Origin of the sequence: Nocardioides ferulae (assembly GCF_003660455.1) — a bacterium.
GTDB lineage: Bacteria > Actinomycetota > Actinomycetes > Propionibacteriales > Nocardioidaceae > Nocardioides > Nocardioides ferulae.
Map to the genome: position 1 here is coordinate 150,077 of NZ_QZVR01000001.1, position 14,331 is coordinate 164,407.

A 14,331-nucleotide genomic window follows, 5' to 3' on the forward strand; every position below is an offset into this window, starting at 1 on the left:
CGGCATCGAGGAAGGACCACCGTGAAGTGCGCCGTGCTGGGTGACCCGATCGCCCACTCGCTGTCCCCGGTGCTGCACCGCGCCGGCTACGCCGCCACCGGGCTGGACTGGACCTACGACGCGTTCCAGGTCTCCCAGGGCGGGCTCGCCGGGTTCCTCGACGGACTCGACGGCACCTGGCGGGGGCTGTCGCTGACGATGCCGCTCAAGCGGGAGGCGCTGCCGCTGGCCACCGAGGTCTCCGCGCGGGCCCGGCTCGCCGACGCCGCGAACACCGTCGTGCTGGTCGACGGGCAGGTGCACGCCGACAACACCGACCTCCCGGGTGCGGCGGCCGCGGTGCGGGAGCGCTACGAGGGCCCGGTCGACGAGGTCACCGTGCTCGGGGGTGGGGCCACCGCCGCCTCCACTGCGCTCGCGCTGTGCGACCTGGGGGCCGCGGTCGTGCACCTGCTGGTGCGCTCGCCCGAGCGGGCGAGCGAGACCGTCGAGGCGATCCGCCGGCACCCCTCGAGCCCGGAGGTCCGCGTCGAGGACCTCGGCAGCGCCCGGGCCGTCGGCGAGGTGGTCGTCTCGACCATCCCGGCCCAGGTGCAGCACCCGGGACTGGTCGCGCGCTGTGCCGGGCTGCCGGTGGTCTTCGAGGTGCTCTACCACCCGTGGCCGACGCCGATGGCGACCGCCGCCGCCGGCGTGCTGGTCGGCGGACTGGACCTGCTGGTGCACCAGGCCGCCCTCCAGTTCGAGATGTTCACCGGCCTCCCGGCCCCGCTCGAGCAGATGCGGGCCGCCGGCGAGGCGGCCCTGGCCGCGCGCGGCTGAGCGGCGGACCGATGGACGCGGTGCACCCCCTGACCGCGCTGCTCGCCGCGCTGGCCTGTGGTGGGGCCGGGCTGCTGGTGCCGGCGCTGATCGCCCGGATCCCCGAGCCGTCGCCGGTGCCCGTCGACGAGCTCGACCCGGGCACCGGCACCCCGCCCGAGGCCGCGGCCGAGCCACCCGCCGCGAAGGAGCCGTACGCCGCCATCGCCGCGCTCCCCGGACTGCGCTGGCGCTCCGCGGCGGCCGGCGCGGCGGCGGGCGGGCTGCTCGGCGGCGCGCTCGGCCCCGACTGGGCGCTGCTGGTCGTGCTGCCGCTGGTGCCGGTCTCGGTGGCCCTGGCGGTGGTCGACTGGCGCACCCGGCTGCTGCCGACCAGGGTGATCGCCCCGACGTACCTGCTGACGATCCTGGCCGTGCTCGTCGCGGGCGCCGCCGGCCGCGACGGCGACGACGTGGTGCGGGCCTTCTGGGGCTGGCTGGTCGCCGGAGGCCTGTTCTTCCTGCTCTGGTTCGTGCACCCGCGTGGCCTCGGCTACGGCGACGTGCGGCTAGCCGGTGTGCTCGGCATCGCGCTCGGCTCGCTGGGCTGGGGGCCGCTGCTGGTGGGCGTCTACGCCGGGTTCCTGCTCGGCGGACTCGGGGGCGGGCTGCTGTCGCTGCTGCGGATCGTGGAGCGGCGGGCGTTCCCCTTCGGGCCGTTCATGCTGGTCGGCGCGCTGGTCGGCGTGCTGTGGGGTGAGCCGGTGCTCGCCGGTCTCGTGGGCGGCTGACCCGCGAGGACTCGCGATCGGCTCGTGAAAGACTGACCGCATGCTGCGTTGGCTCACCGCGGGCGAGTCCCACGGCCCGTCCCTGGTCGCGATCCTCGAAGGTCTCCCCGCCCACGTGGCGGTGACCACCGACGACATCTCCGAGTCGCTGGCCCGCCGCCGGCTCGGCTACGGCCGCGGCGCCCGGATGAAGTTCGAGGCCGACGAGGTCACGATCGTCGGAGGCGTGCGGCACGGCCGCACCCAGGGCGGCCCGGTCGCGGTCCAGGTCGGCAACACCGAGTGGCCCAAGTGGGAGAAGGTGATGTCGGCCGACCCGGTCGACCCCGTCGAGCTCGAGGCCCTGGCCCGCAACGCCCCGCTCACCCGGCCGCGGCCCGGCCACGCCGACCTCGCCGGCATGCAGAAGTACGCCTTCGACGAGGCCCGGCCGGTGCTCGAGCGGGCCTCGGCCCGCGAGACCGCGGCCCGGGTCGCGCTCGGCAGGGTCGCCTCGAACTTCCTCGAGCAGGCCGTCGACGCCCGCATCGTCTCCCACGTCGTCGAGCTCGGCGGCGTTCCGGCTCCCGCCGGGCTGGTGCCGCTGCCCGACGACGTCGCCCGGCTCGACGCGGACCCGGTGCGCTGCCTCGACGCCGACGCCAGTGCGGCGATGGTGGCGCGGATCGACGCCGCCCACAAGGACGGCGACACCCTCGGCGGCGTCATCGAGGTCGTCGTCCACGGCCTGCCGCCGGGCCTGGGCTCCCACGTGCACTGGGACCGCCGCCTCGACGCCCGCCTGGCCGGCGCGCTGATGGGCATCCAGGCGATCAAGGGGGTCGAGGTCGGCGACGGCTTCGAGCTCGCGGCCACCCCCGGCTCCCAGGCCCACGACGAGATCGTCTCCTCCGCCGAGGGGCTGCGGCGCACGTCGGGCCGCTCCGGCGGCACCGAGGGCGGCATGACCACCGGCGAGACGCTGCGGGTGCGGGCGGCGATGAAGCCGATCGCCACCGTGCCGAAGGCACTGCGCACCGTCGACGTGGCCACCGGCGAGCCGACCGTCGCCCACCACCAGCGCTCCGACGTCTGCGCGGTGCCGGCCGCCGGCATCGTCGCCGAGGCGATGGTGGCGCTGGTGCTGGCCGACGCGGTGCTGGAGAAGTTCGGCGGCGACTCGGTCACCGAGACCCGCCGCAACGCCCAGTCCTACCTCGACACGCTGCGCTACCGATGAGCGAGCCGCCGGAGACCGGCCACGAGGCTGCGGGCAGCCGGCCGCGCGTCGTCCTGGTCGGCGCCATGGGCGCCGGCAAGAGCACCGTCGCGCAGCTGCTGGCCCAGACCTGGGGCGTCGCCGCCCGCGACACCGACGCTGACGTCGAGGCCGCCGAGGGGCGCGAGATCTCCGAGATCTTCGTCGACTCGGGCGAGCCCTACTTCCGCGAGCGCGAGCGCGCCGCGGTCGCGGCCGCGCTCGCGGAGCACACCGGAGTGCTCTCGCTCGGGGGCGGCGCGGTGCTCGACCCGGTCACCCGCGAGCTGCTCGCCGGCCACACCGTGGTCTTCCTGCGCGTCGGGCTCGCCGAGGCCGCCAAGCGGGTCGGTCTCGGCACGTCGCGGCCGATGCTGCTCGGCAACGTGCGGGGCCGCATGAAGGCGCTGCTCGACGAGCGCACCCCGATCTACGAGTCGGTGGCCACCCTCACCGTCGACACCGACCAGCGCACCCCGCAGCAGGTCGCCGACGAGATCGCCCGAGCCCTGGGAACGGAGGCCTCTCGATGAGCTCGCCCGAGCCGACCGTGCTGCACGTCGGCGGCGCGTCGCCGTACGACGTCGTCGTCGGACACGACCTGGCCACCCGGCTGCCCGCCGTGCTGGGCGACTCGGTCCAGCGGGTCGCGGTGCTCCGGCCCGCGGGGCTCGAACAGCTGGCCCGGCCGGTGATCGAGGCCCTGCACGGCTACGAGCTGCTGCACCTGCCGTTGCCCGACGGGGAGCGGACGAAGACCGCGGAGGTGGCCGCCGCCTGCTGGGAGTCGCTGGGCCGGGCCGGCTTCACCCGCTCCGACGCGGTGGTCACCGTCGGCGGCGGCGCGACCACCGACCTGGGCGGCTTCGTCGCCGCCACCTGGCTGCGCGGTGTCCGGGTCGTGCACGTGCCGACCACCCTGTTGGGGATGGTCGACGCCGCGGTCGGCGGCAAGACCGGCATCAACACCGGTGCCGGCAAGAACCTGGTCGGCTCCTTCCACGAGCCCGCCGGTGTGCTCTGTGACCTGCGGCTGCTCGAGACGCTGCCCCGCGAAGAGCTGGTCGCCGGCCTGGGCGAGGTCGTCAAGTGCGGCTTCATCGCCGACCCCGAGATCCTGCGGCTGGTCGAGGCCGCCGGCGACGACGACCTGGCGCCCGCCTCGCCGGTGCTGCGCGAGCTGGTCGAGCGGGCGATCCGGGTCAAGATCGACGTCGTCGTCGACGACCTCCGCGAGACCGGTGGCCGCGACGGGCACCCCGGCCGCGAGGCGCTCAACTACGGGCACACGCTCGCGCACGCCATCGAGCGCGCCGAGGACTACACGATCCGGCACGGCGAAGCCGTCGCCATCGGCTGCGTCTTCGTCGCCGAGCTGGCCCGGCGGGCGGGGCTGATCGACGCGGCCCTCGTCGACCGGCACCGGGCCGCGTTCGGCCGGGTCGGGCTGCCCACCAGCTACGACCGGACCCCCTTCGAGGAGCTGCTCGTCGGCATGCGCGTCGACAAGAAGGCGCGCGGCTCGCAGCTGCGGTTCGTGGTGCTCTCCGACGTCGGCCGCCCCCGGGTGCTGTCCGGTCCCGCCGACGACGACCTGCGCGCCGCGTACGCCGCGATCGGGGGCGGGGCGTGAGCACCGGCCGGCCCGTCCTGGTGCTGAACGGCCCCAACCTGGGGCGCCTGGGCCGCCGGCAGCCGGAGATCTACGGCACCACCACCCATGCCGAGCTGGCCGAGCGGTGCGTGGCCTGGGGCCGCGACCTCGGGCTCGAGGTCGAGGTGCGGCAGACCAACCACGAGGGCGAGCTGCTCGACTGGCTCAACACCGCCGCCGACGAGGCGACGCCGGTGGTGCTCAACGCCGGTGCCTGGACCCACTACTCCTACGCGCTGTTCGACGCCTGCGCCCAGCTCGAGGCGCCGCTGGTCGAGGTGCACCTGTCCGACCCCTCGAAGCGGCCCGAGGAGTTCCGGCACACCTCCGTGGTCACGCCCCACGCGGCCGCCGTGTTCGCGGGGCACGGGGTGGACGGCTACCGGATGGCGCTGGAGGCGGTGGCGGGCGGCGGCAGTCTCACCGTCTGAGCGACGCGAGACCGCCCGGAACCGCCGTCGGCCGCGTGCCGTCCCATCGCCACCACGCAGCGACACGGGAAGAGGCACGCCATGGCCGGCACCGCGCACGACGGCACGATCACGCTGAGCATCAGGGGGGTGGCGGTGACGGCGTTAGCGGTGCTCGCGCTCGCCACGGCGTACCTGATCGGCGACGCCGGGGGAGACGGCGCCCCCGCTCAGGCGGCCCCCGAGAACTCAACGTCGGAGACCGGTGCCCCGCGGGTGTTCACGATGCGCGGCACCGGCGAGGCGACCGCGGTGCCCGACCAGCTCGAGTTCACCCTCACCGTCACCGCGCTGCGGCCCTCCCTCGACGCAGCGCTCGACAGCACCAGCGCCACCGCCGAGAAGGTCCTCGGCGTCCTCGGCGAGCACGGCGTCGAGCGCCGCGACGTCCAGACCGCCGGTCTGTCCATGACACCGGAGTACGACTACCCGAGCTCGGGCCCGCGGGTGCTGCGCGGCTACCGGGTCACCCAGCGCTCCACGGTGCTGGTCGACGAGCTGCGCGACGGCGGGGCCGCGGTCAGCGCGGCGGTGGACGCCGGAGGAAACGAGGTGCGGGTCGGCGATCTGCGGCTGCGCGTCGGCGACCCCGAGGAGGTGCTCGAGCAGGCCCGCACGGCCGCGGTCGAGGAGGCCACCGCGAAGGCCGAGCAGTACGCCGCAGCGTCCGGGCAGCAGCTCGGCGAGGTCGTCACCCTGCGTGAGATCGCCCCCGGCGGGCGGAGTCCCCGCGACGTGGTGCGGGAGCTGAACATGAGCTACGGGGCGATGGACGCGGCCAGGGCGCTGCCGATCCGCGCCGGTCGCGAGGAGCTCGGTGTCACCGTCGAGGTGGTGTGGGCGCTCGACTGACGCGGGTGCTGGTTCGTCGGCGAGGACGACTGCTGGCTAGACTGGGCGGCTGTTGCCCGCGCCCGGACCGACGGCTGCGGCGGGCGGCCTCCCACTCGTCGACGAAGGCAAGGTAGCTCGCGCGCATGGCAACGACCAACGACCTCAAGAACGGCATGGTGCTCAACCTCGACGGCCAGCTCTGGCAGGTCATCTGGTTCCAGCACCACAAGCCCGGCAAGGGCGGCGCGGTCGTGCGCTCGAAGCTGAAGAACGTCGAGTCCGGCAAGACCGTCGACAAGACCTTCAACGCCGACGTCAAGGTCGAGGTCGCCAACGTCGACAAGCGCACCATGCAGTACCTCTACAACGACGGCACCTCCTACGTCTTCATGGACACCGGCACCTACGACCAGCTCGAGATCGCCCCCGAGATCGTCGGCGACGCGAGCAACTACCTGCTGGAGAACCAGGAGGCGATCGTGGCCACCAACGACGGGCGCGTGCTCTACATCGAGCTGCCCGCCTCGGTCGAGCTCGAGGTCACCTACACCGAGCCCGGTCTGCAGGGAGACCGCTCCACCGGCGGCACCAAGCCGGCCACGGTCGAGACCGGCGCCACCGTCGCGGTGCCGCTGTTCATCACCCAGGGCGAGCGGATCAAGGTCGACACCCGCGACGGCTCCTACCTGGGGCGCGTCACCTCCTGATGTCTGCCCGGTCCAAGGCCCGCAAGCGCGCGCTCGACGTGCTCTTCGCCGCCGACGTCCGCGGCGAGTCGGCCGTCGAGGCGCTCGACGCCGCCATCACCGCGGGCGAGCGCCCCACCAACGACTACACCGAGACGCTGGTGCGGGGCGTGGTCGAGCACCAGCAGCGCATCGACGAGCTGCTGGCCGCCCACTCCGAGGGGTGGACGCTCGAGCGGATGCCCGCCGTCGACCGCAACGTGCTGCGGCTCGGCGTCTTCGAGCTGCTCTACGCCGACGACGTGCCCGACCCGGTCGCGATCAGCGAGGCGATGGCGCTGGTGCGCGACCTGTCCACCGACGAGTCCCCGACGTTCGTCAACGGCGTCCTCGGCACCATCCTGCGCAACAAGACCGCGCTCTGAGGGAGCGCCCGGCTCGCCTGCGGGGCGTGGGTTTTGCCCGGCGCTCGGCGTGACCGGCGTCCCCGGTGGGTATCCACCCGGGCATGGGAGTCATGACGCACCGCGCCGAGCAGGCCGGGAGCCAGGCACACGAAAGCGACTGGCTGGACCACGCGATCAGGGTGGGGTTGGTCGCCTACGGGCTCGTCCACCTGATCGTGGGCTGGATCGCCCTCCAGCTGGCTTTGGGCGACCAGTCCGGATCGGCGTCCAGCAGCGGCGCGATGCAACAGCTCGTGCAGGAGCCGTTCGGCGAGGTGCTGGTCTGGCTGGTCGTCGTCGGCATGGTGTTCCTGGTGGCCTGGCGGCTGCTCGAGGCCTCGGTCGGGCACCGTGACGAGGACGGCAGCGGTCGCACCCTGAAGCGCGCCGCCTCTGCCGTCAAGGCGGTGATCTACGGCGTCATCGGGTGGAGCGCCTTCCAGGTCGTCACCGGCTCCTCCGGCGGCGGTGGCTCGGGCAAGGGCGGTTCGGGCGGCGGCACCGACTCGATGACCGCCACGGTGATGGGCTGGCCGGGCGGCCAGCTGCTGGTCGGAGCCGCCGGCCTGGCCGTCATCGGCTACGGCCTGCACCACGTGTGGCGCGCGTGGACCGAGAAGTTCCGCGAGAAGCTCACCGCGGAGGGGTCCAGCGGCAACACCGGTGCGGCCTACGTGTGGTTCGGCAAGGTCGGCTACGCGGCGAAGGGAGTCGCGGTCGGCATCGTCGGCGGCCTGTTCGTCTACGCGGCCGCCACGCATGACGCCAAGAAGTCCGGGGGGCTCGACCAGGCCTTGCACGAGGTGCTGGAGCAGCCGTTCGGCTCGGTGCTGTTGGGCGCGATGGCCCTCGGCATCATCTGCTACGGGCTGTTCTCCTTCGCCCAGGCCCGCCACCTTTCCCGCTGACCAGAGGTCCGGCAGGCTGTGGCGGTGCAGACACCCGAGAGCAGCCGGCCCGCCCCCGACGAGACCGAGGTCGACGTCGTCGTCGTCGGCCTGGGCCCCGGCGGTGAGTACGCCGCGCAGAAGCTCGCCGAGGCCGGCCTCGACGTCGTGGGGGTCGAACGCTCCCTGGTCGGCGGCGAGTGCCCGTTCTACGGATGCATCCCCTCGAAGATGATGATCCGGGCCGCCGACGCGCTCGCCGAGGCCCGCCGGGCCGTCACCCTCGCCGGCCGCGTCGAGGTGAAGCCGGACTGGTCGCTGGTGGCGGAGCGGATCGACCGGCAGGCCACCAACCACTGGGACGACCACTCGCACGTGGAGCGGCTCGAGGCCGCCGGTGTCCACATCGTGCGCGGGCACGGCCGGCTGACCGGCGCCGGACGGGTGGCGGTCGAGCTGGACGCGGGGGAGAGCCGGTTCACCGCCCGTCGGGGCGTGCTGGTCAACCCCGGCACCGCGCCCGCCGTGCCGCCGATCGACGGCCTGGCCGGCACGCCGTACTGGACCAACCGGGAGCTGGCCCGGCTCACCGAGCTGCCGGAGAGTCTGGTGGTCCTCGGCGGTGGGCCGATCGGTGCGGAGCTGGCGCAGGCGCTGGCCCGGTTCGGGGTGCGGGTCAGCGTCGTCGAGATGGCGGAGCGGATCCTCGGCCCGGCCGAGCCCGAGGCCAGCGCGGTCCTGACCGAGGTGTTCGAGCGCGAGGGCATCGAGGTGCTCGCCGGCGCCGACGTGCAGCGCGTCGACCACGACGGAGGCTTCGCCGTGCGGCTCGCCGACCGCACCCTGCGCGCCGACGCGCTGCTGGTCGCGGCCGGCCGCACCCCCCAGCTGCGCGGGCTGGGACTGGAGTCGGTGGGTCTCGACCCGGACGACGGCCGGCTCGCCACCGACGACCGGATGCGCGCCGGAGACCGGTTGTGGGCGGTCGGCGACGCCACCGGCCATGGCGCCTTCACCCACGTGTCGATGTACCAGGCCGCGGTGGCGGTGCGCGACCTGCTCGGTGAGGAGGGCCCGGCCGCCGACTACCGGGCGTTGAGCTGGGTGACGTTCACCGACCCGGAGGTGGCCGCCGTCGGGCTCACCGAGCGGCAGGCCCGCGACGCCGGCCTGGCGGTGGTCACCGGACACGCACAGCTGCCCGAGTCCAGCCGCGGGTGGATCCACCAGGCCGGCAACGACGGGCTGGTGAAGCTGGTCGCCGATGCCGACCGCGCGGTCCTGGTGGGCGGCACCGTGGTAGGTCCGGCCGCCGGAGAGATCATCGGCCTGATCGCGACCGCGGTGCACGCCGAGCTGCCGATCGCGACCCTGCGCTCGATGCACTTCGCCTACCCGACCTTCCACCGCGCGATCGAGGCCGCGCTGGCCGACCTCGGCCTGTGACCGGGGCCGCAACGCCGGCGTCCCGCCGGAGGTGTGAAACCCCCGAGTCCGGGGAAGACAGGAGGGAGCACCCCCGCTCGGGTCGCCGGCGCACCGTTGGCCGGCGTTGCGAGCGGCCACCCCGGCGCACGTGAGGATTCCCGGATGACGCAGTCCCCGCAGCCCTACCGCGGGCACGAGCACGACCTGTCCGACACCAGTGACCGGCTCTACACGCCGGAGGAGCTGGGCGCGTACGCCGCCGGCCAGCGCCCCGAGGCCGCCCCGCCGGCCAGGTCAGCGGCCGCACCGCTGCGCCCGGCTCCGGTCCGCGACCCGCTGACCGACCCGCTCACCGACCCCATGCCCGGTTCGGGCGCGCCGGCCGCGGCCGACCGGCCGTCGGCGCCCCCGCCCGGCGCGCCGCCGTCCGGCCCGCCCGGCGCCTCGCACGCGGCACCGCCGCCGAGCCCGCGACAGGCACCGGCCGCCTCGGGGCCGTCGCTGCCACTGCCCTCCTCCCCGCCACCGGCGGCGCCGCCCGGCGCGGGGTGGGGTGGGTCGGCGGGCCCTGTCTCCCCGCCGCCCGCGGCCCCGCCCACCTGGGCGGAGCGCCCGCCCGTCGGCCCGACCGCCCAGCCCGCCCAGCCCGCCCAGGCTGGTCCCACTCCTCCGGCGCGTCCGCCGGTGACGACCAGCCCGGTGCTGCCGCCGGCACCCGCCCACCACGCGATGCCGGGCCAGCCCCCCGCCGCGCCGTCCGGCGAGGGCTCGCCGGCCGAGGTCAAGCGGTTCATGACCGCCACCGACTTCCTCGACCGGCGCGCCGACGAGACCGACTTCGGTCCCGCCAACTGGGGCTGGCGCGGTGCGCTGCGCCGCTGGACCGGTGGTCTGGTCAAGCCGCGGATGGGCCCGGCCGAGCTCGCCTACGAGAACGACCGTCGCACGATCCAGCGCGACTTCGACGGCCCGCGCACGATCGCGTTCATCAACCCCAAGGGCGGCGCGGCCAAGACGACCGGTGTGCTCACCGCCGGCTACACCTTCGGCACCGTCCGCGGCGGCGGCGTGGTCGCCTGGGACAACAACGAGACCCGCGGCACCCTCGGCATCCGCGGCGCCCGCAGCACCCACCGCAACACCACCCGCGAGCTGCTGGAGGACCTCGAGCGGTTCAGTGACGTCTACCAGTCGCGCATCGGCGACCTCGGCGCGTTCGTGCGCAGCCAGGGCGACGCCCACTTCGACGTGCTCGCCTCCGACGAGCGACCCGACGTCACCGGCATCATCCACGCCGACGACTTCCGTGCGGTGCACAAGCTGCTCGAGCGCTTCTACCGGGTGATCCTCATCGACACCGGCAACAACATGCGCGCCGAGAACTGGCTGGCCGCCGCCGAGGCTGCCGACCTGCTGGTGGTCACCAGCACCGTCCGTGAGGACACCGGCTACAGCGGGCTGTGGATGCTCGACGCCCTCCAGGACGCCGGCTACCAGAACCTGAAGTACAAGACCGTCACCGTGCTGTCGGACCCCTCCGCGCAGGTCGACGGCAAGCTCGCCCACGACCTCACCGAGGTCTACGAGCAGCGCACCCGGGGTGTCTACCGGGTGCCCTACGACCCCGCGCTGGTCGCCGGGTCGGTCGTTCCCTACGCCCAGCTCTCCCACGGCACCCGCATGTCGTGGCTCAAGGCGTGCGCCGGGATGGCCGCCGCGCTGTGAGCTGAGGCCCCCCGGGCCGGCGGCGGTGCTCCCCACACACCGCCGCCGGTGCCGCACGTCGCGGACCGCAGCCGACTGCTAGGGTCAGGGCGTTCGACATCCTTTAACGAGCCGTCCCGTGAGGCGGAGAAGGAGGTCACGCGCCTGTGTGTGCGCCGCCTGCCCCCGAGGGGTCATCGACCCCGACCAGCTCCACCCCCACCCCCGCCGCCGCTGCGGCGCCTCCCGGCCGGGTGGTCCTCGACGCCCATGACATCGCCCGGGCCCTGAGCCGCATCTCGCACGAGATCCTCGAGCGCAACAAGGGCGCCGACGACCTGGTGCTGCTCGGCATCCCGAGCCGGGGCGTGCCGCTCGCGCACCGGATCGCCGAGCGGATCGCCGCCGTCGAGGGCGAAGCCGTCCCGGTCGGCTCGCTCGACATCACGATGTACCGCGACGACCTGCGGATGAAGCCCGCCCGGGCGCTGCTGCCCACCGAGATCCCGGCCGGCGGCGTCGACGGCAAGACCGTCGTGCTGGTCGACGACGTGCTCTTCTCCGGCCGCACGATCCGCGCCGCCCTCGACGCCCTCGGCGACATCGGCCGGCCGCGGGCGGTCCGGCTGGCCGTCCTGGTCGACCGCGGCCACCGGGAACTGCCGATCCGCGCCGACTTCGTCGGCAAGAACCTACCCACCTCGCTGGTCGAGCGGGTCCGGGTCACCCTGGCCGGCATCGACGACGAGGACGCCGTCACGATCCACGGCCCGGCCGTGCCGGAGGTGACCGAGTGAACCGCCACCTGCTCAGTGCGGGCGACCTGACCCGCGACGACGCCGAGCTGATCCTGCGCACCGCCGCCGAGCTGCGTTCGCTGGCCGACCGGCCGATCAAGAAGCTCCCCGCGCTGCGCGGACGCACCGTGGTCAACCTGTTCTTCGAGGACTCCACCCGCACCCGCATCTCGTTCGAGGCCGCCGCCAAGCGGCTCTCGGCCGACGTCATCAACTTCTCCGCCAAGGGCTCCTCGCTGTCGAAGGGCGAGAGCCTCAAGGACACCGCGCTCACGCTCGAGGCGATGGGCGCCGACGCTGTCGTCATCCGGCACGGCGCCAGCGGCGCGCCGTACCGTCTCGCGCACTCGGGCTGGGTGCACTCCAGCGTCGTCAACGCCGGCGACGGCACCCACGAGCACCCCACCCAGGCACTGCTCGACGCGTTCACGCTCTGGCGCCACCTCGGTGTCGGCGGCGGCCTCGACGGACGCCGCATCGCGATCGTCGGCGACGTGCTGCACAGCCGGGTCGCACGGTCCAACGCGCTGCTGCTGCGTACCCTCGGCGCCGAGGTCACCCTGGTCGCGCCGCCCACGCTGTTCCCGGTGGGCGTCGACACCTGGCCGGTCGAGACGTCCTACGACCTCGACGCGGTGCTGCCGAAGGCCGATGCGGTGATGATGCTGCGCGTGCAGCGCGAGCGGATGAACGGCGGGTTCTTCCCGACCGCGCGGGAGTACTCCCGCCGCTACGGCCTCGACGGGCGCCGGATGGCGACCCTGCAGGACCACACGATCGTCATGCACCCCGGGCCGATGGTCCGCGGCATGGAGATCACCGCCGACGTCGCCGACTCGAACCGGTCGGTCATCGTCGAGCAGGTCACCAACGGCGTCGCCGTGCGGATGGCCGTGCTGTACCTGCTGCTGGGCGGCGCCACGCCCGGGTCGAGCGCCGGAGGAGACGAGTGAGCACCTACCTGATCCGCAACGTCAGCATCCTGGGGGCCGAGCCCACCGACCTGCTGCTCGCCGACGGCGTCGTCGCCGGCATCGGCAGCGCGCTCGAGGGTGACGGCGCCGAGGTCGTCGACGGCACCGGACTGATCGCGCTGCCGGGCCTGGTCGACCTGCACACCCATCTGCGCGAGCCGGGCCGCGAGGATGCCGAGACCGTCGAGACCGGCACCCGCGCGGCCGCGTTGGGCGGCTTCACCGCCGTGCACGCGATGGCCAACACCGACCCGGTCGCCGACACCGCCGGCGTCGTCGAGCAGGTCTGGCGGCTGGGCCGCGAGGCCGGCCACTGCGACGTCTACCCGGTCGGCGCGGTCACCGTGGGCCTGCAGGGCGAGAAGCTCGCCGAGCTCGGCGCGATGGCCGACTCCGCCGCCCGGGTGCGGGTGTTCTCCGACGACGGCAAGTGCGTGCACGACCCGGTGCTGATGCGCCGGGCCCTGGAGTACGTCAAGGCCTTCGACGGGGTCGTCGCCCAGCACGCCCAGGAGCCGCGGCTCACCGAGAACGCGCAGATGAACGAGGGGGAGCTGAGCGGCCGGCTCGGCTTGGCCGGCTGGCCGGCGGTGGCGGAGGAGGCGATCATCGCCCGCGACTGTCTGCTCGCCGAGCACGTCGGCTCGCGGCTGCACGTGTGCCACGTCTCGACCGCCGGGTCGGTGCGGATCGTGCGCGACGCGAAGGCGCGCGGCGTCGACGTCACCGCGGAGGCGTGCCCGCACCACCTGCTGCTCACCGACGAGCGGGCCACCACCTACGACCCGATCTTCAAGGTGAACCCGCCGCTGCGCACCGCCGCCGACGCCGAGGCACTGCGGGCCGGGCTGGCCGACGGCACGATCGACATCGTGGCCACCGACCACGCCCCGCACCCGCACGAGGACAAGGACTGCGAGTGGGCGGCCGCCGCGTTCGGCATGCTCGGCCTCGAGACCGCGCTCTCGATCGTGCAGGAGACCATGGTCGACACCGGCCTGCTCGACTGGGCCGGGGTCGCCGAGCGGCTCTCCTACGCGCCGGCGCGCATCGGCCGGGTCGCCGACCACGGACAGCCGATCGAGCAGGGCGCGCCGGCGAACGTCGTCCTCTACGACCCGTCGGTGCGGCGGGTGGTCGACGCGACCGAGTCGGCGTCGCTGTCGCGCAACACGCCGTACGCCGGCATGGAGCTGCCCGGCCGCGTGGTCGCCACGTTCCTGCGCGGCCGCCCGACGGTCCTCGACGGCAAGCTGGTCTGACCCGCTCGTGGTTGGTGGGTGACCGCTGACCTGCCGTTCGTGGTTGGCGGGTGACCGCTGACCTGCCATTCGTGGTTGGTGGGGTGGCGGTGACCTGCCGTTCGTGGTTGGTGGGGTGGCGGTGACCTGCCGTTCGTGGACGGGGGGATGCAGCGCTTGGCCCGAATCCGACCCCGTGGGGCAGACCACGAGTGGCAGGTCGGCGTGGTTCACCCACCACGGGTGGCGGGTGGCGTGGGTTCACCCACCACGGGTGGCGGGTCGGCGTGGGTTCACCCACCACGGGTGGCGGGTCGGCGTGGGTTCACCCACCACGGGTGGCAGGTCGGCGTGGGTTCACCCACCACGAGCGGCAGGTCG

General features: G+C 74.2%; 15 protein-coding genes. All 15 read left to right on the forward strand.

Annotated features, from left to right (window positions below; all coding sequences use genetic code 11):
- Positions 1 to 21 precede the first annotated feature (21 nt).
- The 15 genes from D6B71_RS00700 to D6B71_RS00770 all read left to right on the forward strand — a co-directional run bounded on the left by D6B71_RS00700 (position 22) and on the right by D6B71_RS00770 (position 13,971).
- Positions 22 to 822 (forward strand): shikimate dehydrogenase, encoded by an 801-nt coding sequence (locus D6B71_RS00700; protein WP_121251028.1) that lies wholly within the window; start codon positions 22 to 24, stop codon positions 820 to 822.
- An 11-nt stretch (positions 823 to 833) separates the two neighbouring features.
- Positions 834 to 1,592, forward strand: coding sequence for a prepilin peptidase (locus D6B71_RS00705; RefSeq protein ID WP_121251030.1), 759 nt, complete (start codon positions 834 to 836; stop codon positions 1,590 to 1,592).
- Positions 1,593 to 1,632: 40 nt separating this feature from the next.
- Positions 1,633 to 2,811, forward strand: a complete 1,179-nt coding sequence (gene aroC / locus D6B71_RS00710; protein WP_121251032.1) for a chorismate synthase — start codon at positions 1,633 to 1,635, stop codon at positions 2,809 to 2,811.
- Entirely contained in the window at positions 2,808 to 3,362 is a 555-nt protein-coding gene (locus D6B71_RS00715) for a shikimate kinase (protein WP_240640905.1), read from the forward strand. The genes aroC and D6B71_RS00715 overlap by 4 nt, the downstream gene beginning before the upstream one ends.
- Positions 3,359 to 4,462 (forward strand): 3-dehydroquinate synthase, encoded by a 1,104-nt coding sequence (aroB, locus tag D6B71_RS00720; RefSeq protein WP_121251033.1) that lies wholly within the window; start codon positions 3,359 to 3,361, stop codon positions 4,460 to 4,462. The genes D6B71_RS00715 and aroB overlap by 4 nt, the downstream gene beginning before the upstream one ends.
- Positions 4,459 to 4,914 (forward strand): type II 3-dehydroquinate dehydratase, encoded by a 456-nt coding sequence (locus D6B71_RS00725; RefSeq protein WP_121251035.1) that lies wholly within the window; start codon positions 4,459 to 4,461, stop codon positions 4,912 to 4,914. The genes aroB and D6B71_RS00725 overlap by 4 nt, the downstream gene beginning before the upstream one ends.
- Before the next feature lie 81 nt (positions 4,915 to 4,995).
- Entirely contained in the window at positions 4,996 to 5,805 is an 810-nt protein-coding gene (locus tag D6B71_RS00730) for an SIMPL domain-containing protein (RefSeq protein WP_121251037.1), read from the forward strand.
- A gap of 125 nt (positions 5,806 to 5,930) precedes the next feature.
- Positions 5,931 to 6,494, forward strand: coding sequence for an elongation factor P (gene efp, locus D6B71_RS00735; protein WP_121251039.1), 564 nt, complete (start codon positions 5,931 to 5,933; stop codon positions 6,492 to 6,494).
- The gene (gene nusB, locus D6B71_RS00740; RefSeq protein ID WP_121251041.1) at positions 6,494 to 6,898 is read left to right on the forward strand and encodes a transcription antitermination factor NusB; all 405 of its coding nucleotides are present in this window, start codon (positions 6,494 to 6,496) and stop codon (positions 6,896 to 6,898) included. The genes efp and nusB overlap by 1 nt, the downstream gene beginning before the upstream one ends.
- 83 nt (positions 6,899 to 6,981) lie before the next feature.
- Positions 6,982 to 7,827, forward strand: a complete 846-nt coding sequence (locus tag D6B71_RS00745; protein WP_121251044.1) for a DUF1206 domain-containing protein — start codon at positions 6,982 to 6,984, stop codon at positions 7,825 to 7,827.
- Positions 7,828 to 7,851: 24 nt separating this feature from the next.
- Complete coding sequence (locus tag D6B71_RS00750; protein WP_121251825.1) at positions 7,852 to 9,252, forward strand: dihydrolipoyl dehydrogenase family protein; 1,401 nt, start codon at positions 7,852 to 7,854, stop codon at positions 9,250 to 9,252.
- Between the two features lie 144 nt (positions 9,253 to 9,396).
- Positions 9,397 to 10,959, forward strand: a complete 1,563-nt coding sequence (locus D6B71_RS00755) for a hypothetical protein (protein ID WP_240640906.1) — start codon at positions 9,397 to 9,399, stop codon at positions 10,957 to 10,959.
- 146 nt (positions 10,960 to 11,105) lie between these two features.
- Entirely contained in the window at positions 11,106 to 11,735 is a 630-nt protein-coding gene (gene pyrR, locus D6B71_RS00760; RefSeq protein ID WP_121251046.1) for a bifunctional pyr operon transcriptional regulator/uracil phosphoribosyltransferase PyrR, read from the forward strand.
- A complete protein-coding gene (locus D6B71_RS00765) occupies positions 11,732 to 12,688 on the forward strand; it encodes an aspartate carbamoyltransferase catalytic subunit (RefSeq protein ID WP_121251048.1) in 957 nt (318 codons plus the stop codon). The genes pyrR and D6B71_RS00765 overlap by 4 nt, the downstream gene beginning before the upstream one ends.
- Complete coding sequence (locus D6B71_RS00770) at positions 12,685 to 13,971, forward strand: dihydroorotase (RefSeq protein ID WP_121251050.1); 1,287 nt, start codon at positions 12,685 to 12,687, stop codon at positions 13,969 to 13,971. Before D6B71_RS00765 ends, D6B71_RS00770 begins: the two co-directional genes overlap by 4 nt.
- Positions 13,972 to 14,331 lie beyond the last annotated feature (360 nt).

Bases quoted from the DNA above. Each gene is read 5' to 3' on its own strand.
- D6B71_RS00705 (WP_121251030.1), top strand. From the start codon at position 834: ATGGACGCGGTGCACCCCCTGACCGCGCTGCTCGCCGCGCTGGCCTGT.
- aroC (WP_121251032.1), top strand. From the start codon at position 1,633: ATGCTGCGTTGGCTCACCGCGGGCGAGTCCCACGGCCCGTCCCTGGTC.
- D6B71_RS00715 (WP_240640905.1), top strand. From the start codon at position 2,808: ATGAGCGAGCCGCCGGAGACCGGCCACGAGGCTGCGGGCAGCCGGCCG.
- aroB (WP_121251033.1), top strand. From the start codon at position 3,359: ATGAGCTCGCCCGAGCCGACCGTGCTGCACGTCGGCGGCGCGTCGCCG.
- D6B71_RS00730 (WP_121251037.1), top strand. From the start codon at position 4,996: ATGGCCGGCACCGCGCACGACGGCACGATCACGCTGAGCATCAGGGGG.
- efp (WP_121251039.1), top strand. From the start codon at position 5,931: ATGGCAACGACCAACGACCTCAAGAACGGCATGGTGCTCAACCTCGAC.
- nusB (WP_121251041.1), top strand. From the start codon at position 6,494: ATGTCTGCCCGGTCCAAGGCCCGCAAGCGCGCGCTCGACGTGCTCTTC.
- D6B71_RS00745 (WP_121251044.1), top strand. From the start codon at position 6,982: ATGGGAGTCATGACGCACCGCGCCGAGCAGGCCGGGAGCCAGGCACAC.
- D6B71_RS00755 (WP_240640906.1), top strand. From the start codon at position 9,397: ATGACGCAGTCCCCGCAGCCCTACCGCGGGCACGAGCACGACCTGTCC.